The sequence below is a fragment of the Mycobacterium sp. E787 genome, assembly GCF_001668725.1.
GTDB lineage: Bacteria > Actinomycetota > Actinomycetes > Mycobacteriales > Mycobacteriaceae > Mycobacterium.
This window is the reverse complement of sequence record NZ_LZKL01000064.1, coordinates 155,077-178,233: the sequence shown is the minus strand read 5'-3', so window position 1 is coordinate 178,233 and position 23,157 is coordinate 155,077. Positions and strand designations below refer to the sequence as shown.

The 23,157-nt window shown below is 68.2% G+C and carries 15 protein-coding genes and 1 tRNA gene; 12 read left to right on the top strand and 4 right to left on the bottom strand.

Annotated elements, in window-relative coordinates; translation table 11 throughout:
* Window positions 1–63: 63 nt before the first annotated feature.
* On the bottom strand, window positions 64–1,326 hold the full coding sequence (locus A5705_RS14140; protein ID WP_067876213.1) for an AarF/ABC1/UbiB kinase family protein: 1,263 nt from the start codon (window positions 1,324–1,326) through the stop codon (window positions 64–66).
* 313 nt (window positions 1,327–1,639) lie between these two features.
* On the opposite strand from A5705_RS14140, the gene A5705_RS14135 reads away from it, so the two are divergent.
* Window positions 1,640–2,791 (top strand): cytochrome P450, encoded by a 1,152-nt coding sequence (locus tag A5705_RS14135; protein ID WP_156738300.1) that lies wholly within the window; start codon window positions 1,640–1,642, stop codon window positions 2,789–2,791.
* A 106-nt stretch (window positions 2,792–2,897) separates the two neighbouring features.
* Here the strand turns inward: A5705_RS14135 and A5705_RS14130 are convergent.
* Window positions 2,898–2,971, bottom strand: a tRNA-Arg gene (locus tag A5705_RS14130).
* Window positions 2,972–3,155: 184 nt separating this feature from the next.
* Here A5705_RS14130 and A5705_RS14125 point away from each other — a divergent pair.
* From A5705_RS14125 to A5705_RS14100, 6 genes are all read left to right on the top strand, one after another.
* Entirely contained in the window at window positions 3,156–4,403 is a 1,248-nt protein-coding gene (locus tag A5705_RS14125) for an alpha/beta hydrolase (protein ID WP_068278190.1), read from the top strand.
* Window positions 4,404–4,545: 142 nt separating this feature from the next.
* The gene (locus A5705_RS14120) at window positions 4,546–6,015 is read left to right on the top strand and encodes a wax ester/triacylglycerol synthase family O-acyltransferase (protein WP_067876219.1); all 1,470 of its coding nucleotides are present in this window, start codon (window positions 4,546–4,548) and stop codon (window positions 6,013–6,015) included.
* Window positions 6,012–7,682: an HAD-IB family hydrolase/lysophospholipid acyltransferase family protein gene (locus A5705_RS14115; protein WP_067876222.1), complete on the top strand. Its 1,671-nt coding sequence runs from the start codon at window positions 6,012–6,014 to the stop codon at window positions 7,680–7,682. The genes A5705_RS14120 and A5705_RS14115 overlap by 4 nt, the downstream gene beginning before the upstream one ends.
* A complete protein-coding gene (locus A5705_RS14110; protein ID WP_067876224.1) occupies window positions 7,679–10,030 on the top strand; it encodes a glycerol-3-phosphate 1-O-acyltransferase in 2,352 nt (783 codons plus the stop codon). The genes A5705_RS14115 and A5705_RS14110 overlap by 4 nt, the downstream gene beginning before the upstream one ends.
* Before the next feature lie 27 nt (window positions 10,031–10,057).
* The gene (locus A5705_RS14105; RefSeq protein ID WP_067876227.1) at window positions 10,058–12,082 is read left to right on the top strand and encodes a cytochrome c oxidase assembly protein; all 2,025 of its coding nucleotides are present in this window, start codon (window positions 10,058–10,060) and stop codon (window positions 12,080–12,082) included.
* Between the two features lie 117 nt (window positions 12,083–12,199).
* Window positions 12,200–12,982, top strand: a complete 783-nt coding sequence (locus tag A5705_RS14100) for a PhzF family phenazine biosynthesis protein (protein WP_068278189.1) — start codon at window positions 12,200–12,202, stop codon at window positions 12,980–12,982.
* 68 nt (window positions 12,983–13,050) lie between these two features.
* Here the strand turns inward: A5705_RS14100 and A5705_RS14095 are convergent, their stop codons facing one another.
* A complete protein-coding gene (locus A5705_RS14095; RefSeq protein WP_068278186.1) occupies window positions 13,051–14,352 on the bottom strand; it encodes a type II toxin-antitoxin system HipA family toxin in 1,302 nt (433 codons plus the stop codon).
* Window positions 14,342–14,779, bottom strand: a complete 438-nt coding sequence (locus tag A5705_RS28555; protein WP_231982439.1) for a helix-turn-helix transcriptional regulator — start codon at window positions 14,777–14,779, stop codon at window positions 14,342–14,344. Before A5705_RS28555 ends, A5705_RS14095 begins: the two co-directional genes overlap by 11 nt.
* Before the next feature lie 139 nt (window positions 14,780–14,918).
* Here A5705_RS28555 and A5705_RS14085 point away from each other — a divergent pair, with 139 nt between their 5' ends.
* From A5705_RS14085 to A5705_RS14065, 5 genes are all read left to right on the top strand, one after another.
* Window positions 14,919–15,401, top strand: coding sequence for a single-stranded DNA-binding protein (locus A5705_RS14085; RefSeq protein WP_068278183.1), 483 nt, complete (start codon window positions 14,919–14,921; stop codon window positions 15,399–15,401).
* 79 nt (window positions 15,402–15,480) lie between these two features.
* Entirely contained in the window at window positions 15,481–17,157 is a 1,677-nt protein-coding gene (ettA, locus tag A5705_RS14080) for an energy-dependent translational throttle protein EttA (RefSeq protein WP_068278182.1), read from the top strand.
* Window positions 17,158–17,233: 76 nt separating this feature from the next.
* The gene (locus tag A5705_RS14075) at window positions 17,234–22,072 is read left to right on the top strand and encodes an NAD-glutamate dehydrogenase (RefSeq protein ID WP_068278181.1); all 4,839 of its coding nucleotides are present in this window, start codon (window positions 17,234–17,236) and stop codon (window positions 22,070–22,072) included.
* Window positions 22,069–22,485 carry a thioesterase family protein gene (locus A5705_RS14070; RefSeq protein ID WP_068278178.1) on the top strand — a complete coding sequence of 139 codons (417 nt, stop codon included), beginning with the start codon at window positions 22,069–22,071 and terminating at the stop codon, window positions 22,483–22,485. Before A5705_RS14075 ends, A5705_RS14070 begins: the two co-directional genes overlap by 4 nt.
* On the top strand, window positions 22,470–23,150 hold the full coding sequence (locus A5705_RS14065) for a hypothetical protein (protein ID WP_068278176.1): 681 nt from the start codon (window positions 22,470–22,472) through the stop codon (window positions 23,148–23,150). Before A5705_RS14070 ends, A5705_RS14065 begins: the two co-directional genes overlap by 16 nt.
* Window positions 23,151–23,157: the final 7 nt, after the last annotated feature.

Here is a 23,157-nt window from a genome sequence, read left to right as displayed (position 1 = left end):
CTCCTGCCGAGCTGTGCGGGGACTAGTTCGGAGAACTGTCCCGGGGCTCGTCCTCCTTGCTTGCTACATCGACCTGCGCGCCGCTGAGACCGGCTCGTCGCGGTCCGCTCGGGCCGCGCCCGCGGCGAGGTGCTTGAGTAGCTCGGCCTGGATGAGCCGGCGCCCGGGCGCGAGCCGATGCGAGAGCCCGTTCAGCAGGATCAGCGTGCGCCCGACGAGCGCGAAGTCCTCCGGGATCTTGCGCAGGCTCGTCTCGCCCAGGATCTCGAAGAAGCCGGCCTCGGTATCGCTGTCGCCGATCGTCATCAGCATCAGCGTGCGCAGGTTGTCGGGTTTCATCGAGGCGACGTCGAAGCCGAGCTGCTCGGCCGCGGCGAACGCGGATCGCGAGTCGCCAATCATCGAACAGACCATCATCGTCGCGACGAGCCGCGCGAAGCCGGGCGGCAGCTCCTTGGCCAAACCGAAGTCGAGGAGGCCGATCCGGCCGTCGGGGAGGATCAGCAGGTTCCCGGGGTGCGGATCGCCGTGGAAGAAGCCCTGCTCGAAGATCATCGTGCCGTAGAGCGCGCCGATCTTGCGCGCGATCTCCGTGAGCTTGTGGCCCGCCGCGACCAGCTCCTTCGTGCGCGCGACCTGGATGCCCTCCAGGTACTCGAGCACAATCATGTTGTCGCCGCACAGCTCCGGATGCACGCGCGGGACGACCACGAAGTCCATGTCGGTGAGGCTTTCCGCGAGCCGCTCGGTCGAGCGCGCCTCACGCGCGAAGTCGAGCTCGAGCTCGATGAAACGCGTCGTCTCGGTGACGAGCGCTCGCAGGTCGATGCGCCGCTGCACGAGCATGACAATCCCGACCACGCGGCGCAGCATGCCGAGGTCGAGCGGGATGATCTTCGGGATCTCGGGGTAGCGGATCTTCAGGACGACCTGGCTGCCGTCGCGCAGCGTCGCGCGGTGCACCTGCGCCAACGAAGCGGCGGCGAGGGCCCGGCGATCGACCGTCGCGAACACCTCGTCGAGGGGGCGGCCGAGGTCGCGCTCGACGAGCGGCCGCAGCGTCTCGAAGGGCCGCGGCGGCACCGCATCGTGGAATTGGCTCAGTTCCTCGATGAAGGGCGCCGGTAAGAAGTCGGCCCGTGCGCCCTGGATCTGGGCGGCCTTCGTGAAGGCGCCGGCCAGCGAGAGCGCGACGTGCTTGATCTCGCGGGCCGCCGCGCGGTGGGCGCGCTGCCAGTCGGCGTCGGTCGTCGGCCATCGAGCCGTGCGATCGCGCGCCAGGAGCAGCAGGTAGCGGGGCATGACGCGCACGACGGCAAGCACCACGCGCAGGACTCGGACGGCTCGGAAGTGTCGGATCACGAAGCAGCAGCGCGCCTTTGCTATCGAGCTGAAGATGCAGGGTGCGCTTCGCTTGAGGCGATCGTTGGCACGGTGTTATTGTTGCCGGTCACCCGGTCATTCTCAACATTGCGCTCGTCCAGGGGATCCCGCCATGACGTCTCGTACCTGGCAGCGCTCGGCGCCCTCTCCCGACCGGTCGTCACCCCATGCTTCTTCTAACGGCTCCGCTGAGTTCGACCTGCTCCTGCCGCTGCGCAGCGCCGGCTCGCTCGAGAATCCCTACCCGATCTACTCCGTGATCCGCACCGTGCGGCCCGTGCTCGAGGTGCCGGTCCCGGACTACGCCGGCCCCGGCATGTGGATGCTCACGCGCTACCGCGACGTCCACTCGGTGCTGCGTGACCCGCGCTTCTCGGTCGAGCGCCTGCGCGCGCCGCTCATGCGCGAAAACCTCGACCGCATGCCGGAGTTCCTGCGCCAGAGCGCGACTGGCAGGCGCTCGATGCTGGTCATGGACCCGCCCGACCACACGCGCGTCCGCAAGCTCGTCAACAAGGCCTTCACACCCAAGCGCATCGCCGCGCTGCGCGGTCACGTCGAGGCGATCGTCCGCGAGCTCGTCGACGAAGCGCACGCCAAGGGCATCTTCGACCTGATCCACGACCTTGCCGAGCCGCTCCCGGCAATCGTCATCGCCGAGCTGCTCGGCGTCCCGGTCGAGGACCACCGTCAGTTCCGTAGTTGGTCGAGCGCGATGATCAACGGCGTCGGGTCGACGAGCGCGGAGGCGCGCGCAACCGGCGCCGAGGCGGCGCGGCAGATCTTCGACTATCTCGCCGACATCATCGCCGCCCGCCGCCGCGCCCCGCGCGAGGACCTGATCAGCGCGATGATCGCGGCTCAGGAGGAGCGCGACGCGCTCACCGACGCCGAGCTGCTCGCAACCGGTAACCTGCTGCTGCTTGCCGGCCATGAGACGACGACGAACCTGATCGGCAACGGCACGCTCGCCCTGTTGCGCGAGCCCGATCAGTGGACGCGGCTGTGCAACGATCGCGCGCTGCTCCCGACCGCGATCGAAGAGCTGCTCCGCTACGACGGACCCGTGCAGGCGACGGTGCGTGTCGCGCTCGAAGACGTCGCGATCGACGACCAGGTGATCCCGGAGGGCGCACTCGTGCTCGTGAGCATCGGCTCGGCGAACCACGACCCCGACATGTTCGACGACCCCGACCAGCTTCACCTCGCGCGCAACCCAAACCCGCACCTCGCGTTCGGATTCGGCACCCACTTCTGCCTCGGGGCGCCGCTTGCAAGGCTCGAGGCGCAGCTCGCGTTCGACGCGCTGACGAAGCGGTTCCCGGGGCTCTCGCTCGTGGAGGACCTCCCCGTGTACCGGGCGAATCCGGTGCTGCGCGGGCTCACGAGCCTGGAGGTGGCGGCGTAGGCGGTCGGGGCAGCCCTCAACCGCACACCGCTCGACTCGGAAACACTGTCACCCATCAGCCGAAGACGAACTGTCACGCATCAGCCGAGGTCATACACGCTTGCAGTGCCCCCGGCACGACTCGAACGTGCGACCTAGGGATTAGAAGGCCCTTGCTCTATCCACCTGAGCTACGGAGGCAATGTGCAGGTCAGTCTATCGAACGCGACACGCCCGAAGGACTCGCCGAACGCGACGCGCCCGAAAGGTCTTCCAGCGGAGCGCTTATCGGATATCGTGTGAGCCTCGACACACGTAGAACACCGGTTGATAAACAACCGTTCACCGCAACGAAGCGTGTGCATAACGTCGAGGGGTGCGTTGAATGAGCGTGGCCTTGAACTTGACTTCGCGGTGCTCGTGGGCCGGCGCCCAGGCACTGCGGCTGGCCGCCGACGCCCGGGACACCTACCGAGCCGGGGCGTTGTTGCTGCGCGGCTCGCCGTTCGCGGTCGGCTGGGTGGCCGGCTGGCTGTCCACGGAGTTTCCCCCGCACGTCGTCACCGGGCATGCGTTGACCCGGGTCTCGCGGCCCTCCATCGGGCGTGTCGGCGCCACCTGGGCCGCGCAGAAGGCCGATGAGGCCCTCACCGCCGCGCTCGAGGAATGCTTCGGGCCGGACTTCCGGGACCTGGTGCGCCACCCGGCCTGCGGCCCGTCCCCGTGCGCCTCGCGGGGCGGCCTGCTGCGCAGGCCCGGGCCGCACCGCCGCTACGCGGCGCAGACCTCCGACATCCCCTACGGCCCGGGCGGCAGCGAACACCTGCTCGACATCTGGCGGCGGGAGGACACCGCGCCCGGGCGCCGCGCGCCGGTACTGATCCAGGTCCCCGGAGGCGCGTGGGCGGTCAACGGCAAGCGTCATCAGGCCTACACCCTGATGAGCCAGATGGTCGAACTCGGCTGGATCTGCGTCTCGATCAACTACAGCAGGAGCCCGCGCTGCACCTTCCCGACGCACCTCATCGACGTCAAGAGGGCGATCGCGTGGGTCCGCGAGAACATCGCCGACTACGGCGGCGATCCCGACTTCATGGCGATCACCGGCGGGTCGGCGGGCGGACACCTGGCGTCGCTGGCCGCGCTCACGCCGAACGACCCGCGGTTCCAACCGGGCTTCGAGGACGCCGACACCAGCGTGCAGGCCGTCGCGCCGTATTACGGCGTGTACGACTTCACCGACGCCGAGAACATGCACGAGTTGATGCTGCCGTTCCTCGAGCACTTCGTCCTGAAGACCCGCTACCACGAAAACCCGGACCGGTTCCGGGCGGCGTCGCCGATCACCTACGTGCACCACCAGGCTCCGCCGTTCTTCGTGCTGCACGGCGACAAGGACGAACTGGTGCCCAGCGGGCAGGCCCGTGCCTTCTGCACGGCCTTGCGGGAGGCCGGGGCCGCCACCGTGGGCTACGCCGAACTCGCCAACGCGCACCACGCCTTCGACATCACCCCGACGGTCCGGTCGCGGCTGGCCGCCGGCGCCGTCGCCGACTTCCTGGGCGTCGTTTACGGGCGGCGCGCTTACCCATTGACGGATTCGGTGCCGGTGCCGGCAAAGTCCGCCAGCTGAGCGGTCGCCAAGCTTCGCGCGGCGGATCGCGCCTTTCACCCCCGCGGCAACCCGACTAGCGTTGGGTGAACGATCCGGTAAGAGGCAGGTCCGGGGCAGGAGGCTTGGTCGGCGGTGACAACGTTGGCGCGTCGGGTTGAACATGGCTGAGTCGGGCGGGGGCGTCACATTGTCCGACGAGCTCGGACCCGTCGACTATCTGATGCATCGGGGTGAGGCGAATCCCCGGACCCGGTCGGGGATCATGGCGCTGGAGATCCTGGACTCGACGCCGGACTGGACCCGGTTCCGCACCCGGTTCGAAAACGCCTCCCGACGTGTGCTGCGGCTGCGGCAAAAGGTTGTCGTGCCGACGCTGCCGACGGCCTCTCCGCGTTGGGTGGTCGATCCCGATTTCAACCTGGACTTCCACGTGCGCCGGGTCCGCGTGTCCGGGGCCGGAACGTTGCGCGAGGTGTTCGACCTCGCCGAAGTGATCCTGCAGTCGCCGTTGGACATCTCCCGGCCGTTGTGGACGGCCACCCTGGTGGAGGGCCTGGCCGACGGCAAGGCGGCGACGCTGCTGCACGTCAGCCACGCCGTCACCGACGGCGTCGGTGGCGTCGAGATGTTCGCCGAGATCTACGACCTCGAGCGCGACCCACCGCCGAGGCCGACGCCGCCACAACCCATTCCGCAGGACCTGACGCCCAACGACCTGATGCGGCAGGGCATCAGCCGCCTGCCCTTCGCCCTCGTCAACGGCGTCGTCGGCGCGGTGGCGGGGGCGGTGTCGGCGGCCGGCAAAGCGGTGCTCGACCCCGTTTCCACCGTCGGGGGAGCGGTTGGTTACGCCATGTCCGGGGTGCGGGTGATGAACCGCGCCGCCGAGCCGTCGCCGCTGCTGCGCCGGCGCAGCCTGGCCACCCGCACCGAAGCGATCGACATCCCGCTCTCCGACCTGCACAAGGCCGCCAAGGCGGGTGGCGGATCGATCAACGACGCCTACCTCGCCGGCCTGTCGGGCGCCCTGCGCCGCTACCACGTGGCCCTCGGCGTGCCGATCAGCACCCTGCCGATGGCGGTGCCGGTCAACCTGAGGGCCGAGGCCGACACGGCCGGCGGCAACCGGTTCACCGGCGTCAACCTGGCGGCGCCCCTGGGCACCGCCGATCCCGTCGCCAGGATGAAGAAGATCCGCGCCCAGATGACACAGCGCCGCGACGAGCCGGCGATGAACATCATCGGTTCGATCGCCCCGGTGCTGAGCGTGCTGCCCACCGCGGTGCTCGAGGGGATCACCGGCTCGGTGATCGGCTCGGACGTGCAGGCCAGCAACGTTCCCGTCTATCCCGGTGACACCTACATCGCGGGTGCAAAGGTGTTGCGGCAGTATGGCATTGGCCCGCTGCCCGGTGTGGCGATGATGGTGGTGCTGATCTCCCGCGGCGGCTGGTGCACGATCACCGTGCGCTACGACCGCGCGGCCGTGCGCAACGAGGCGTTGTTCGCCCAGTGCCTGCTGGAGGGTTTCGACGAGATCCTGGCGCTGGCCGGTGATCCGGCGCCGCACGCGGTGCCCGCCTCGTTCACCGAACCGGCCGTTTCGTCGCGATCGGCGGCGGGCTCATGAGCGCGTCCGACGAGCGGGGCGCCCCAAAGCCGGGGCAGGACATGCGGTTGCCCGGCTCGGTCGCCGAGATCATGGCCAGCCCGCCCGGCCCGAAGATCGGCGCGTTTTTCGACCTGGACGGGACGCTGGTCGCGGGCTTCACCGCCGTCATCCTGACCCAGGAGCGGCTGCTGCGCCGCGACATGGGCGTGGGCGAACTGCTCAGCATGGTGCAGGCCGGGCTGAGCCACACCCTCGGCCGCATCGAATTCGAGGACCTCATCGGCAAGGCCGCCGCGGCGCTGGCCGGGCGACTGCTGGACGATCTGGAGGAGATCGGCGAGCGGCTGTTCGTCCAACGCATCGAATCGCGGATCTATCCCGAAATGCGCGAGCTGGTGCGGGCCCACGTGGCCCGCGGACACACCGTGGTGTTGAGTTCGTCGGCGCTGACCATCCAGGTCAACCCGGTGGCGCGGTTCCTCGGGATCTCCAACATGCTCACCAACAAGTTCGAGACCAACGAGGACGGCATGCTCACCGGCGGCGTGCAGAAACCGATCCTGTGGGGCCCGGGGAAAGCCGCTGCGGTGCAACGATTTGCGGCCGAGAACGGCATCGACCTCAAGGACAGCTACTTCTACGCCGACGGCGACGAGGACGTCGCCCTGATGTATCTGGTCGGCAATCCGAGGCCGACCAACCCCGAGGGCAAGATGGCCGCCGTGGCCAAGCGCCGCGGCTGGCCGATCCTGCGATTCGACAGCCGGGGTCGCCTCGGCCTGCGGCGGCAGATACGAACCCTTGCCGGCTTCGGCTCGATGTTTCCCGTCGCCGCCGGCGCGGTGGGCATCGGCGTGCTGACCCGCAGCCGACGCCGCGGCGTGAACTTCTTCACCTCGACCTTCTCCCAGTTGTCGCTCGCGATCGCCGGGGTGCAGCTCAACGTGATCGGCGAGGAGAACCTGAACGCACAGCGTCCCGCGGTCTTCATCTTCAATCACCGCAACCAGGTTGACCCCGTCATCGCCGGCGCGCTGGTGCGCGACAACTGGGTTGCCGTGGGAAAGAAGGAACTGCAAAAAGACCCGATCATGGGAACGCTCGGCAAGCTGCTCGACGGCGTGTTCATCGACCGCGACGACCCGGTCGCCGCCGTGGAGACGATGCACACGGTCGAAGACCGCGCCCGCAACGGGCTGTCGATCGTCATCGCCCCCGAGGGCACCCGGGTCGACACCACCGAAGTCGGGCCGTTCAAGAAGGGCCCCTTCCGCATCGCGATGGCGGTGGGCATCCCGATCGTGCCGATCGTGATCCGCAACGCCGAGATCGTCGCCGCCCGAAACTCCACCGTGATCAACCCCGGCACCGTCGACGTCGCGGTGTTCCCGCCGATTTCGGTGCAGGACTGGACGATTGAGAACCTGCCCGAGCACATCGCCGAGGTGCGTCAGCTCTACCTGGACACGCTGGCCAACTGGCCGGTCGACGAACTGCCGAAGGCCGACCTGTACGCGGAGAAGAATGCCGCGAAAAAGGCCAAGCCCCCCGCGAAGAAGGCGCCGGCCAAGAAGGCTGCCGCGAAGAAGGCGCCGGCCAAACCAAAGCCGGCGAAGTCGAACCCCAACGCATCCGAGGTCTCGCTGAAAGACGGTGAGGCACAACAGCCTCGAGGGCGGCCGTGACCAAACCGGCCGTGAATGTCAGCGCAGTCCTGGCCGCCCAAGATTCGCTGATATTGGCGTCCATGACCTCGCCGGTCGAGCGGGAACTGGTCATGGCCTGGGTCAGCCGGCAGCGCGCCGCCGCCCCCGAGATCGCCTTCGACGTGTTGACGTTGCCGCAACCCGATGCACCGCCGGCGGCGCTGTCGGAGCTTGCCCAGCGGCTGGAGTCCGAATCGAACGACGACCGGTCGGTCGTCCCGGTGCGGGTGTTCTGGCTGCCGCCGGCCAATCGCGGCAGGGTCGCACAGTTGGCCGGGTTGCTCCCCGGCCAGGATCCCTACCACCCCAACCAACGTCAGCAACGACACATCGTGCGCAACGACCCGCAACGCGCGCGGGTGGTGGCCGGCGAGCCGGCCAAGGTTTCCGAACTCCGCCAGCAGTGGCGCGACACCACCGTCGGCGAGGACACGCACGACTTTGCGCATTTCGTCACCCGCCGCGCCATCCTGGCGCTCGAGCGCGCCGAGTACCGGATCCTCGGACCGCAATACAAGTCGCCGCGGCTGGTGAAGCCGGAGATCTTGGCGTCCACGCGTTTTCGCGCGGGCCTGAAGCGGATCCCGGGCGCCACCGTCGAGGAAGCCGCCAAGATGCTCGACGAACTCGCCACCGGCTGGAGCCGGGTGTCCGTCGACCTCGTCGGCGTGCTCGGCCGGGCGCTCAGCCGCGGATTCGACCCGGACATCGACTACGACGAGTATCAAATCGCGGCCATGCGCGCCGCGCTGGAAACCCATCCGGCCGTGCTGCTGTTCTCGCACCGCTCCTACATCGACGGCGCGGTGGTGCCGGTGGCGATGCAGGAGAACCGGCTCCCGCCGGTGCACGTGTTCGCAGGCATCAACCTGTCTTTCGGGGTGATGGGGCCGCTGCTGCGCCGATCCGGAGTCATCTTCATCCGCCGCAACATCGGCGGCGACCCGCTCTACAAGTACGTGCTGCGCGAGTACGTCGGCTACATCGTCGAGAAGCGGTTCAACCTGAGCTGGTCCATCGAGGGCACCCGTTCCCGGACCGGAAAGATGTTGCCGCCCAAGCTCGGTCTGCTGTCCTACGTTGCCGACGCATACCTGGACGGCCGCAGCGAGGACATCCTGCTGCAGCCGGTGTCGATCGGATTCGATCAGCTGCACGAGACCGCCGAATACGCCGCCTACGCCCGCGGCGGTGAGAAGACGCCCGAGGGCGTCGTCTGGCTCTACAACTTCATCCGGGCCCAAGGCGAACGCAACTACGGCAAGATCTACGTCCGCTTCCCCGAGGCGGTCTCGATGCGGCAGTACCTCGGCCCGCCGCACGGCCCGCTCGCGCAGGATCAGGACGCCAAACGCCTTGCGCTGCAGAAGATGTCGTTCGAGGTGGCGTGGCGGATCCTGCAGGCGACGCCGGTCACGGCCACGGGCTTGGTGTGCGCGTTGCTGCTGACCACCCGCGGCGCCGCGCTGACGCTCGGACAGCTGCACCACACCTTGCAGGACTCGCTGGACTATCTCGAGCGCAAGCACAACCCGATGTCGACGAGCGCCCTGCGGCTGCGCACCCGCGACGGGGTGCTGGCCGCGGTCGACACGCTGTCCAACGGGCATCCCATCACCCGGGTCGACGGCGGCCGGGAGCCGGTGTGGCTCATCAGGCCCAACGAGCAACACGCCGCGGCCTTCTACCGCAACTCGGTGATCCACGCCTTCCTGGAGACCTCGATCGTCGAACTCGCGCTCGCTCACGCGAGGCGGGTCGACGGCGATCGCGTCCAGGCGTTCTGGGTCCAGGCGATGCGGCTGCGCGACCTGCTGAAGTTCGACTTCTATTTCGCCGACTCGGCGACGTTCCGCGACAACATCGCCGAAGAGATGGCGTGGCACGACAATTGGGAGGCCCAGGTTGCCGCCGGCGGCGACGCCATCGAGGCGATGCTGTTCGCCAAGCGTCCGTTGATGTCCGACGCCATGCTGCGGGTCTTCTTCGAGGCGTACGAGATCGTCGCCGACGTGTTGCGCGATGCCCCGGCCGACGTCGGCCAGAAGGAGCTGACGGCGTTGGCGCTGGGGGTCGGCCGGCAATACGTGGCCCAGACCCGGGTCCGCAGCAGCGAATCGGTGTCGACGCTGCTGTTCGCCACCGCGTACCAGGTTGTGGTCGACCAAGGCCTGATCGCGCCCGCCGACGATCTCGCCGACCGGCGGATCGCATTCCGGCGGGAGCTGCGGGACATCCTGCATGATTCCGACTACGTGGCACGGATCGCGCGGAACCAGTTCGTCGCGCGCGAGGCCAAGGCGCGTCTGGACGGTCACACTCGCTAGTCGGGGTGCGCGCAATACGCTGGGTGCATGACGATCGACCAGCAGGTAGCCGCACGCCGCGCGTTGGTGTGGCCGGTGCTGATCGGCGTCGCCGTGCTGGCGGGCTGCACGGCCGCGGGGATCGGGGCGCTCTCGCTGGCCGACGCCCTGTCCGCCACCGGATTGCCCGATCCGGGGCCGGCGACCACGCTGGGGCTGCCTTTCGTCCGGGCGGCGGGGGAGATCGCCGCCGTCCTGGCCGTCGGGTCGTTTCTCTTCGCGGCGTTCATGGTGCCCCCGCAGACCAGCGGGGTGCTCGACGCCGGGGGGTACCGCGCGCTCCGGGTCGGGACGGTCGCCTCGGGTGCGTGGGCGGTGTGCGCCGCGCTGCTGGTCCCGCTGACCATCTCGGACGTGTCGGGGCACCGGCTGACCGACCTCGACCCCGGCGCGATCTGGTCGCTGGCCGGCCTGATCAACACCGCCTCCGCCTGGCGCTGGACCGCGATCCTGGCCGCGGTGGTCACGCTGGCGAGCCTGCCGGTGCTGCGCTGGTCCTGGGTGCCGGTGCTGCTCGCCGCGTCGCTGGTGACGCTGATTCCGCTCGGGCTGACCGGTCACTCGTCGGCCGGCGGCTCGCACGACCTGGCCACCAACAGCCTGCTGATCCACCTCGTCGCCGCCAGCCTGTGGGCGGGCGGCCTGCTCGCGCTGCTCGCCCACGCGCTGCGCCGCGGTGAGCACATCGGGCTGGCGGTGCGGCGCTTCTCGAGGGTTGCGCTGTGGTGCTGGGTGGCGATGGCGCTCAGCGGATTGGTGAACGCGCTGGTGCGGGTGCTGCCGTCGGACCTGCTGACCACCGATTACGGGCGGCTGGTGGTCGCCAAGTTCGTCGCGCTGTGCGCGCTGGGCGCCCTCGGGTGGCGCCAGCGCCGCTCGGCGGTGGCGGCGTTGCAAGCCGACGAGAGCCGGTCCCGAGGGCGCCGGGCGCTGATCAGGCTCGCGCTGATCGAGGCCGCGGTGTTCGGCCTCACCTTCGGCATCGCGGTCGGGCTGGGCCGCACCGCGCCGCCGCCGCCGCCCGCCCGGCTGCCCACGATTCCCGAGGCCGAGATCGGCTACGACTTCGACGGCCCGCCCACCGTGGCGCGCATCCTGTTCGACTGGCGCTTCGACCTGATCTTCGGCACCGCCGCGATCGTGTTCGCCGCGCTTTACGTGGCGGGGGTCGTGCGGCTGCGCCGCCGCGGGGATCGCTGGCCGCCGGGGCGGACCGCGGCCTGGCTGCTGGGCTGCCTGGCGTTGCTCTTCGTCACCTCGTCGGGCGTCGGCCGCTACATGCCGGCGATGTTCAGCATGCACATGGTCGCCCACATGGGGCTCTCGATGCTGGTGCCGATCCTGCTGGTGCTGGGCGCCCCGGTCAGCCTGGCGCTGCGGGCCCTGCCCGCCGCCGGCCGCGACGATCCGCCCGGCGTGCGGGAGTGGCTGCTGGCCGCGCTGCACAGCCGCTATTCACGATTCGTCACCAACCCGATCGTCGCCACCGTGCTGTTCGTCGCCGGCTTTTACGGGCTGTATCTGTCGAACCTGTTCGACACCGCGGTCAGCAGTCACGCCGGGCACCTGGCGATGAACGTGCACTTCCTGGTCAGCGGCTACGTGTTCTATTGGATCGTCATCGGCGTCGACCCCACGCCGCGGCCGATCCCACCGCTGGCCAAGGTCGGCGTGGTGTTCGCGTCCCTGCCGCTGCACGCGTTCTTCGGGGTGGTGCTGATGGGCACCCGAAAGGTGCTCGGCGCCGACTACTACCGCTCGCTCGGATTGCCCTGGCACACCGACCTGATCGGCGACCAGCATTTGGGCGGCGGAATCGCTTGGGCCGCAGGCGAAGTCCCGCTGGTGATCGTGATGATCGCGCTGCTGGTGCAGTGGGCGCGCAGCGACAAGCGCACCGCCCGGCGGCTGGACCGCGCGGCCGAACTCGACGACGACGCCGAGCTGACCGCCTACAACGCGATGCTGGCCGAGCTGGCGGGGCGGGAAACGCCGGGGCGTTCGCCGCGTTGAGTCCGCGAGCGTAACGCCACTGCGAAATCCGCGACCAATTCTCGCGGTGAGGTTGCGCTCGCGCGCCGGCGTGCGACCTCGTATTCAGGGTGCGATGTCGTCGGTCAAGATTGGTCGATGCGCATCTACTCGGTGGATTGCTTCACTGACCGTCCTTTCGCCGGGGGCCCGGCTGCGGTCTGTGTACTCGAATCGGGTTGGCCTGAGGCTGAGTGGCTCCAACAACTGGCGGCCGAGTTAAACCTGCCCGCCACCGCATTTGTTCGTCGTGATCAGCCACAGTCGGAGCTGCGATGGTTCAGCCCGCAAACCGAACTGGCGTTGTGCGGCAGCGGAACCCTCGCCGCCGCGCACATCGTGTGGGAGACCGGCGACCGGGCCGATGCTCTGGAGTTCGCTTCTCGTGGAGGCATCCTCGGCGCGCGCCTGGAACGCGACCGACGAATCACGTTGGACTTCCCCGCCGACAATCCTCATCCGTTGCGAGTATCGTCAAAACTCGTTGCAGCACTTGGTGTTACGCCCTGTGATTCGGCGCGCGGAAGGCTCGACCTGCTCGCCGAACTAGATTCCCCGCAAAGCGTGCGCGGGTTGACCCCAGACCTGGCGGCGGTGGCCGCCCTCGACGCCCGTGGTCTCATCGTCACCGCGCGCGGCGAGGACGAAAGCGACTTCGTGTCCCGCTTCTTTGCGCCCGCTGCCGGTATCGACGAGGACCCAGTGACTGCGTCCGCGCATTGCACTCTCGGAGCCTACTGGTCGAAGAAACTGGCAAAGACAGCCTTGGTCGGCCTGCAAGTATCACCTCGTGGTGTGCGCATCGACCTGCAACTCCGCGACGGCCGGGTTGACCTGACCGGTCGCGCGGTCACAATCACCCGTGGCCGGCTGGCGATCTGAGTCAATAAGCCGGGTCGAGAACGAAGCCCGTACCGGGAAGTCGAGACGTGTACCGAAACGCGGCGGCTTTACGGGCCGGCGTCGTCCGAGGTGGAGTCGGAACCTCCGCATGTCAAGGACGCTGTCGGCCACGAGCATCGGGTCCACACTTGATCGAGGTTTGACTTGACCGACTCGGCTCCCGATGGAAGCGGGGCGCGTTCCACCGAGCTGTATACGGCCTCCATGCATGACTGCACAACCGCACGTGCTCGTCGCACCCCCATGCCCCAGGATGCGGCTTCGGCGGCCAGGTCATCGACGTTGATGTTGTCAATCCTCGTCTTACCGTTGATCACATGGGCTGTGCTTCTGAATGCGGGATCCAGGTACATCACCGGCGCGGCATCGTAGATCGGGGCCAGGGAAACGCTGCCATCGAGGCTGATCATCACTGAATAATTTTTGGAGTGGGCGTCGGCGTTACCGATCACCACGTTGAACGTCACAGCCTGCAGCAAGGCCAACCGAAACTGGTCGGGGTCCAGCGCCCTAGGTGCGGCCGCCCGCGCTACGCGACGTAGCCTCGACCCCAAACGTGCTGCTTCGCTGGTGCTTTCGTACTTGGCCTGAGGATCGAGACCCAGCGCTTGACAGAAATCCTCCTGATGCAGGCGGTAACCGTCAGGTCTTCGGTCGTACCGGACAACGACGACGGCCTCGCGCCCTGCGAACCGCTCTAAACGGGACGCCGCAGCGTTTATGCCCGTTGCCCGCGCCACTCGTAGTGCCCAGTCTTCCGTCTGGACGAGATGCTTCACGGCGCCAGCCAGCGGCTCGGGCTTGACGATGTGCGTCGAGGCCGCGCCCGCTTCAGGCCAGCCCCATCCGCCGTCGGGGAGAGCTACCAACAGCACTTTGTCCTGGATGCCGGCCAGCGATGCCTGCGGTGTGGCGCCCTCGGGCAGGTGGTACGTCGGCAGGTCCGCGATAAGACTCTCTACCTCCCGCTTGGTCAACCGGCGGACCTGCCCGGCGCCGGGCTTTGTCTCGGCGGCGAGGACCTGCACGGCGCCGGCACATTCCGCGCCGACCCGTTCTAACAGCGTCATCGTGTCGTTGATTGGTACGCCGGCTTCTGTGGCGATGTGACGGCGCAGGTTGCCCTCCGGCAGGAGACCTTCGATGAACGCCGACACCTGCAACGCGCCGTCCCTGTCTTGGATTGGACGTGGTGAAATGGGCAGAGCCAAAGACAGGACTCGACTCCCGTCGCCGAAGGTGTCGAGCGCCTCCTCGGTGAATTCCAACCGCAGGCGGAATCGGCGTGGCTCGGTCAGCCTCGCGATGTGCACGCCGTACAACCAGACGTCAAGCGCCTTACGCGCCATCGATCACCGCCACGCGGGAAAACTTCGGTACCAGCGCGAGCGCCATTCCGCACTCCGACAATGCGCGCAGCGCTATATCGACGCTGACAGATTCCCCCCGCTCAAGGCGGGAGATGGTCATACGAGTGACCCCGATACGGTCAGCGAGCTCACCCTGGTGAAAGCCTCGAGCCTGGCGCGCCCGACGCAGGCGTTCGCCGAGTTCGACGGTGTCGTACACCAGCGCGACAGGATGATTCATATTTTGATCATACGAGGCATTTGCCGGAATGCTCAATATTTCAATCACAGGGCGCTGAGCGCCAGATGATCGATATTTCGAGCATGGCAGATCATGGTCCTTCTGATCGAAATATGTAGCCGCCCCCCGGCCAAGGGCCTGCATGGAAAACGCTCCGGACCAGCCGACGAACTGATCCACAGCCACGGTTTTCTCCACAGGAGCCGCGGATGGACGTCGTCTCAACTCAGAATCCGTCTCTGGTGCCCGGCTGAATGGCGATCGGATAGGGCGGTGAGGCGCTCACCGCGCCAACAGAGAAATGCAACCGAGAAGGGATCAGCCCATGTTCGAAACCCCGCTTACCGTGGTCGGCCACATCGTCAACAACCCCGAACGCCGACAGGTCGGCACCCAGGAGGTCATCAAGTTCCGCGTCGCCAGCAATTCCCGGCGGCGCACCGCCGACGGCGGCTGGGAGCCGGGCAACTCGCTGTTCATCAACGTCAACTGCTGGGGCAAGCTGGTCACCGGCGTGGGCGCCGCGCTGGGCAAAGGCGCACCGGTGATCGTGGTGGGTCACGTCTACACAAGCGAGTACGAAGACCGCGACGGCAACCGCCGCTCGTCGTTGGAGATGCGCGCGACGTCCGTCGGGCCCGACGTGTCCCGCGCGATCGTGCGCATCGAGCGGCCCGGCTACACCGGCCCGACGACCGACGACGCCACTGCGCCGCCGGCGGACGCGACGGACACCCCCGGCGTGGACGCCGACGCCGGGGACGGCGCCGAGGCCGCCGACACCGGGCCGCTGCCGCTGTCGGCTTAGCTGCGGGATCAGCGCCGCGGCGCGGTGCCTAGGATGGTCGCGAGAACTCTCTCGAAGACCAGAAAGGCACAACCGCGGCATGGCTGAGTTCATCTACACGATGAAGAAGGTCCGCAAGGCGCACGGCGACAAGGTGATCCTGGACGACGTCACGTTGAGCTTCTTTCCGGGCGCCAAGATCGGTGTCGTCGGGCCCAACGGCGCCGGTAAGTCGAGCGTCTTGCGGATCATGGCCGGTCTGGACAAGCCCAACAACGGCGAGGCCTTCCTGGCCCCCGAGGCGACCGTTGGCATCCTGCAGCAGGAGCCGCCGCTGAACGAGGCGAAGACGGTCCGCGGCAACGTCGAAGAGGGCCTGGGCGACATCAAGGTCAAGCTCGACCGCTTCAACGAGGTCGCCGAACTGATGGCCACGGACTACTCCGACGAGCTGATGGAGGAGATGGGTCGGCTGCAGGAGGAACTCGACCACGCCGACGCGTGGGACCTCGACTCCCAGCTGGAGCAGGCGATGGACGCGCTGCGCTGCCCGCCGCCCGACGAGCCGGTCACCAACCTGTCCGGCGGTGAGCGCCGGCGAGTGGCGCTGTGCAAGCTACTGCTGTCCAAACCGGACCTGCTGCTCCTGGACGAGCCGACCAACCACCTGGACGCCGAAAGCGTGCAGTGGCTCGAGCAGCACCTGGCGGCGTACCCGGGCGCGATCCTGGCGGTGACCCACGACCGGTACTTCCTGGACAACGTCGCCGAGTGGATCCTCGAGCTGGACCGCGGCCGCGCCTACCCCTACGAGGGCAACTACTCGACCTATCTGGAGAAAAAGGCCGAGCGGCTGGCGGTGCAGGGCCGCAAGGACGCCAAGCTGCAGAAGCGGCTGACCGAGGAGCTGGCCTGGGTCCGGTCCGGGGCCAAGGCGCGTCAGGCCAAGAGCAAGGCCCGCCTGCAGCGCTACGAGGAGATGGCCGCGGAGGCCGAGAAGACGCGCAAGCTCGATTTCGAGGAAATCCAGATCCCGGTCGGGCCGCGGCTGGGCAACCTCGTCGTCGAGGTGGAACACCTCGACAAGGGCTTCGGCGGTCGCACCCTCATCAAGGACCTGTCGTTCACCCTGCCGCGCAACGGCATCGTCGGGGTCATCGGCCCCAACGGCGTCGGCAAGACCACGCTGTTCAAGACCATCGTCGGGCTCGAGCAGCCGGACAGCGGCACGGTCAAGGTCGGGGAGACCGTCAAGCTGAGCTACGTGGACCAGTCCCGCGCCGGCATCGACCCGAAGAAAACGGTGTGGGAAGTGGTCTCCGACGGGCTGGACTACATCGAGGTCGGCCAGAACGAGATCCCGTCGCGGGCCTACGTATCGGCGTTCGGTTTCAAGGGTCCCGACCAGCAGAAGCCGGCGGGTGTGCTGTCCGGTGGTGAGCGCAACCGCCTCAACCTGGCGCTCACGTTGAAGGAGGGCGGCAACCTCATCCTGCTGGACGAGCCGACCAACGACCTGGACGTCGAGACCTTGAGCTCGCTGGAGAACGCGCTGGAGAAATTCCCCGGCTGCGCGGTGGTGATTTCGCACGACCGCTGGTTCCTCGACCGGACCTGCACGCACATCCTGGCGTGGGAAGGCGACGAGGACAACGAGGCCAAGTGGTTCTGGTTCGAGGGCAACTTCGGGGCATACGAGGAGAACAAGGTGGAGCGGCTCGGCGCTGACGCCGCCAGGCCGCACAGGGTGACCCACCGCAAGCTGACGCGCGACTAGTGTCAGGGCTGCCCCGCTGAGCAGCGGGGCGATCGGGCGCAGCGCCCCGCGACGATGCGAGTTGGGAGCAATCGGCATGGCGATCGATCCCGGTGCCAAGCAGGGTTTCAAGCCGTGGACCACGTTCAGCACGAGTGACGACATTCCCGACTGGGTCGCGAATGCCTACATCGAGAGCTATCGCGGTCCGCGCGGCGACGAACCGGGCGCCGCGGGATCCGATCGCGTCGACCCCGCGGCCATGGTGACCCCCGCGATGCTGCGCGCGCACTACCGCCTCGGTGAATGCCGCCCGGAACGCGGCAGTTGCGTCTGCGTCCACCCGGCCGACGATTCCGACGGGTTCGGGCCCGCACTGCAGGTCGTCACCGCCCACGGCAGCATGCTGCTCGACTCCGTCACGGTGCTGCTGCACCGGCTCGGCGTCGGCTACGGCGGCATCATGACCCCGGTGTTCGACGTCCATCGCAACGCCGAGGGCGACCTGATCAGCGTCGAACCCAAGGCGCCCGGCACGTCGCAATTCGACGGCGAGGCATGGATATACGTTCCGCTGTCGCCGTCCGTCGACAGCAACGCCCTCGCCGAGGTCGAGCGGCTGCTGCCCAAGGTGCTGACCGACGTCGAGCAGGTCGCCACCGACGCTTCGGCGATGATCACCGCGCTGGGCGATCTCGAAGCGGCCGTCCAGGCCAACGGCGGCGACCGCTATTCGGCGCCCGACCGCGAGGACGTCGCCGAGCTGTTGCGCTGGCTGGGCAACGGAAATTTCCTGCTGCTGGGCTACCAACGCTGCCGGGTGCACGACAGCCAGGTTTCCCCCGACGGGTCGCCCGGCCTCGGCGTGCTGCGCACGCGCACCGGCTCGCGGCCCCGGCTGACCGACGACGACCACCTGCTGGTGCTGGCGCAGTCCGTCGTCGGCAGCTACCTGCGCTACGGCGCCTACCCGTACGCGATCGCGGTTCGCGAATACGGCGACGAAGGCGGGGTGACCGAGCACCGCTTCGTCGGGCTCTTCACGGTCGCCGCCATGAACGCGGACGTGCTGGAAATCCCCATGATTTCGCGCCGGGTGCGCGAAGCGCTCACGATGGCCGACAGCGACCCCATCCACCCGGGCCAGCTGCTGCTCGACGTCATCCAGACCGTCCCGCGCTCGGAGCTGTTCACACTCAGCGCCGAACGGCTGCTGGCGATGGCCAAGGCGGTGGTGGACCTGGGATCCCAACGCCGCGCATTGCTGTTCCTGCGCGCCGACCGGCTCCAGTACTTCGTCTCGTGCCTGGTCTACGTGCCCCGCGACCGCTACACCACCGCGGTGCGGTTGCAGATCGAGGACATCCTGGTCCGCGAATTCGGGGGCACCCGCCTGGAATTCACCGCCCGGGTCAGCGAATCGCCTTGGGCGCTGATGCATTTCATGGTCCGGCTACCCGAATCCGCCGCGCCGGTCGACGTTTCGGAAGACACCCGCGTCCGGATCCAGGGGCTGCTGAGCGAGGCCGCGCGCACCTGGGGGGACCGCCTGATCGCCGCCACGGCGGTCGGCACACCCGCCCACGCCGACGCCGAGCACTACGCCACCGCCTTCTCGGAGGTGTACAAGCAGGCCGTCACGCCCGAGGACGCCATCGAGCACATCGCGATCATCAATGAGCTCTCCGATGATTCGGTCAAGCTGGTGTTCTCCGACCGCGGCGAGGACGGCGCCGCCCAGCTGACCTGGTTTCTCGGCGGACACACCGCGTCGCTGAGCCAGCTGCTGCCGATGCTGCAGAGCATGGGCGTCGTCGTGCTCGAGGAGCGGCCGTTCACCGTCACCCGGCCGGACGGGCTGCCGGTGTGGATCTACCAGTTCAAGATCCAGCCGCATCCGACGATCCCGTTCGCGACGTCGGCGTCCGAGCGCAACGCCACGGCGGAGCGGTTCGCCGACGCCGTCACCGCCATCTGGCAGGGCCGCGTCGAGGTCGACCGGTTCAACGAGCTGGTGATGCGCGCGAGGCTGACCTGGCAGCAGGTGGTGCTCATGCGCGCCTACGCAAAATACCTGCGCCAGGCCGGCTTTCCGTACAGCCAGTCCTACATCGAGTCGGTGCTCAACGACCATCCCTCGACGGTGCGGTCGCTGGTCACGCTGTTCGAGGCGCTCTTCGACCCGAGGGCATCCTCTCTCAAGGGGTCGCCCACGAGCCGGGACGCGCAGGCGGCCGCCGCCGCGGTCGCCGCGGACATCGACGCGTTGGTGAGCCTGGACACCGACCGCATCCTGCGCGCGTTCGCGTCGCTGGTGCAGGCCACCCTGCGCACGAATTACTTTGTGACACGGGAAGGTTCGGCCCGGGCCCGAAACGTGTTGGCGCTCAAGCTGGATGCCCAGCTGATCGACGAGCTTCCGCTGCCGCGGCCCAAGTACGAGATCTTCGTCTACTCGCCCCGGGTCGAGGGCGTGCACCTGCGGTTCGGCCCGGTGGCGCGCGGGGGCCTGCGGTGGTCGGACCGCCGCGACGACTTCCGCACCGAGATCCTGGGCCTGGTCAAGGCGCAGGCGGTGAAGAACGCCGTCATCGTGCCGGTCGGGGCCAAAGGCGGTTTCGTCGTCAAGCGACCGCCACTGCCCACCGGCGACGCGGCCGCCGACCGCGACGCCGGCCGCGCCGAGGGTGTCGCCTGCTATCAGCTGTTCATCTCCGGGCTGCTCGACGTCACCGACAACGTCGACCACGCAACGAAACAGGTCAGCCCGCCGCCCGAGGTGATCCGGCGGGACGGCGACGACGCCTACCTGGTGGTGGCCGCGGACAAGGGCACCGCCACGTTCTCCGACATCGCCAACGACGTCGCCAAGTCCTATGGGTTCTGGCTGGGCGACGCGTTCGCGTCCGGCGGATCGGTGGGCTACGACCACAAGGCCATGGGCATCACCGCCAAGGGCGCGTGGGAGGCCGTCAAACGGCACTTCCGGGAGATGGGCGTCGACACCCAGACCGAGGACTTCACCGTCGTCGGCATCGGAGACATGAGCGGCGACGTGTTCGGCAACGGCATGCTGCTGAGCGAGCACATCCGGCTCATCGCCGCCTTCGACCACCGGCACATCTTTCTCGACCCGGAACCCGACGCCGCGTCGTCGTGGCGGGAGCGCAAGCGGATGTTCGGGCTGCCGCGATCCAGCTGGGACGACTACGACAAGTCGTTGATCAGCGAGGGCGGTGGGGTGTACAGCCGCGAACACAAGGCGATTCCGGTCAGCCCGCAGGTCCGCGAGGCCCTCGGCCTCCAGGGTGACGCCACCGAAATGTCCCCGCCCGACCTGATCAGGGCGATCCTGCAGGCGCCGGTCGACCTGCTCTTCAACGGCGGCATCGGCACGTACATCAAGGCCGAGTCCGAATCCGACGCCGACGTGGGCGATCGCGCCAACGACCCGGTGCGGGTGAACGCAAACCAGGTGCGCGCCAAGGTGATCGGGGAGGGCGGCAACCTCGGCGTGACGGCCCTGGGCCGCGTCGAGTTCGACCTGTCCGGCGGGCGCATCAACACCGACGCGATGGACAACTCCGCCGGGGTTGACTGTTCCGACCACGAGGTCAACATCAAGATCCTGATCGACTCGCTGGTCACCGCCGGCAAGGTCAAGCCCGAAGAGCGCAAGGAGTTGCTGGAGTCGATGACCGACGAGGTCGCGCGCCTGGTGCTCAAGGACAACGAGGACCAGAACGACCTGATCGGCACCAGCCGCGCCAACGCGGCCAGCCTGCTGCCGGTGCACGCGATGCAGATCAAATACCTCGAGGAGCGCGGCCTCAACCGGGAATTGGAGGCGCTGCCGTCGGAGAAGGAGATTCACCGGCGCACCGACGTCGGCATCGGGCTCACCTCTCCCGAGCTGTGCACCCTGATGGCCCACGTCAAGCTGGCGCTCAAAGAGGACATGCTGACCACCGAACTGCCGGAGCAGGACGTGTTCGCGTCCCGGCTGCCGCTGTACTTCCCGAGGCCGCTGCGCGAACGGTTCACCCCCGAGATCCGGACCCACCAGCTGCGCCGGGAAATCGTGACCACCATGTTGATCAACGATCTTGTCGACGCCGCGGGCATCAGCTACGCATTCCGGATCACCGAAGACGTCGGAGTCGGGCCGATCGACGCGGTGCGCACCTACGTCGCCACCGACGCGATCTTCGGGGTGAGCCAGATCTGGCGGCAGATCCGGGCGGCGGACATCCCGGTCGCGCTGTCGGACCGGTTGACGCTGGACACCCGGCGGCTGATCGACCGCTCCGGGCGCTGGCTGCTCAACTACCGCCCGCAACCGCTGGCCGTGGGCGCCGAGATCAACCGGTTCGCCGCGAAGGTCAGGGAGCTCACGCCGCGGATGTCGCAGTGGCTGCGCGGTGACGACAAGGCCATCGTCGAAAAGGAAGCGGCGGAATTCGCGTCGGAGGGCACACCGGAAGACTTGGCGTACATGGTCGCCGCGGGCCTCTACCGCTTCAGCCTGCTCGACATCATCGACGTCGGCGACATCACCGAAATCGACACCGCCGAGGTCGCCGACACCTACTTCGCGCTGATGGACCGGCTGGGCACCGACGGCCTGCTGACCGCGGTCTCCGAGCTACCCCGACACGACCGCTGGCAATCGTTGGCGCGCTTGGCGATTCGCGACGACATCTACGCCTCGCTGCGATCGCTGACGTTCGACGTGCTCGCCGTGGGGGAGCCCGACGAAAGCGGCGAGGAGAAGATCGGTGAGTGGGAACAGATGAGCGCGTCACGGGTGGAGCGGGCGCGTCGCACGCTCAGTGAGATACAGGAAAGCGGGGCAAAGGATCTCGCGACGCTTTCGGTGGCCGCCCGGCAGATTCGCCGCATGACCCGCACCAGTGGACGGGGATCGTCGAGTTGAGCGTCGGTTTCGTCGCGCCCGTGCCGGTGCGCTGGTCGGACATCGACATGTACCAGCACATCAACCACGCCACCATGGTCACCATCCTGGAGGAGGCGCGGGTGCAGTTCCTGCACGAACCGTTCGCGGCCGACATCACGACCATCGGCCTGCTGATCGCCGACGTGCGGGTCACCTACAAGGGTCAGCTGCGCCTGATCGATTCGCCTCTGCAGGTGACCATCTGGACCAAGCGGGTGCGGACGGTGGACTTCACGCTGGGCTACGACGTGCGATCGGTCAGCGCCGATGCGGGGTCGAGGCCCGCCGTCATCGCCGAGACGCAGTTGGCCGCCGTCCACATCGAGGAGCAGCGGCTGGTGCGACTCTCGCCGCACCATCGGGAGTACTTGCAACGATGGCTCAGGGAGTGACCGCCGAGCGCGGCCTGTGGTTGCCTGATACGGCGCACCGCGCGGACCTCGCCGCGTTCGTCGACCACGCGATGCGCCTCGACGACGCCGCGGTCATCCGGCTGCGGGCCCGATCGTCCGGCCTGCTTACCGCCTGGGTGGCAACGGGTTTCGACGTGCTGGCCAGCCGGGTGGTCGTCGGGCGGGTGCGCCCCGACGACCTGTCGGTGGCCGCGGACGCGCTGGCGCGCGGCCTGTCGGCTGCGGACGCCTCGGGCTACGTCGACCCGGGCTTCGCGATGGACTCCGCGTGGCGGGGCGCGCTGCCCCCCGAATCCGGGTTCACCCACCTCGAAGACCTGCCGGCCCGGGTGATGCTGGACCTGGCGCAGCGCGGCGCGCGACTCGCCAAGGAACACGGCAGTTCGCACGGCCCGCCGGTTTCGTTGCTCGACCAAGAGGTCGTCCGGGTCAGCGCGGCCTCTGAAGGGGCCAATGTCAGCGTCGGGCTGCCGATGCGCTGCGTGTTCGCTTTGACCGCAATGGGTTTCCTGCCGACCTCACCCGACGCGATCGGCGCCGACGAGATGGTGCGGGTGCGGGTAGTGCCGTCGTGGCTGCGGGTCGACGCGAAGTTCGGCTCGGTGTACCGGCGCCGTGCCCACGCGGCGCTCGTGGTGCGCTGACTTGCTG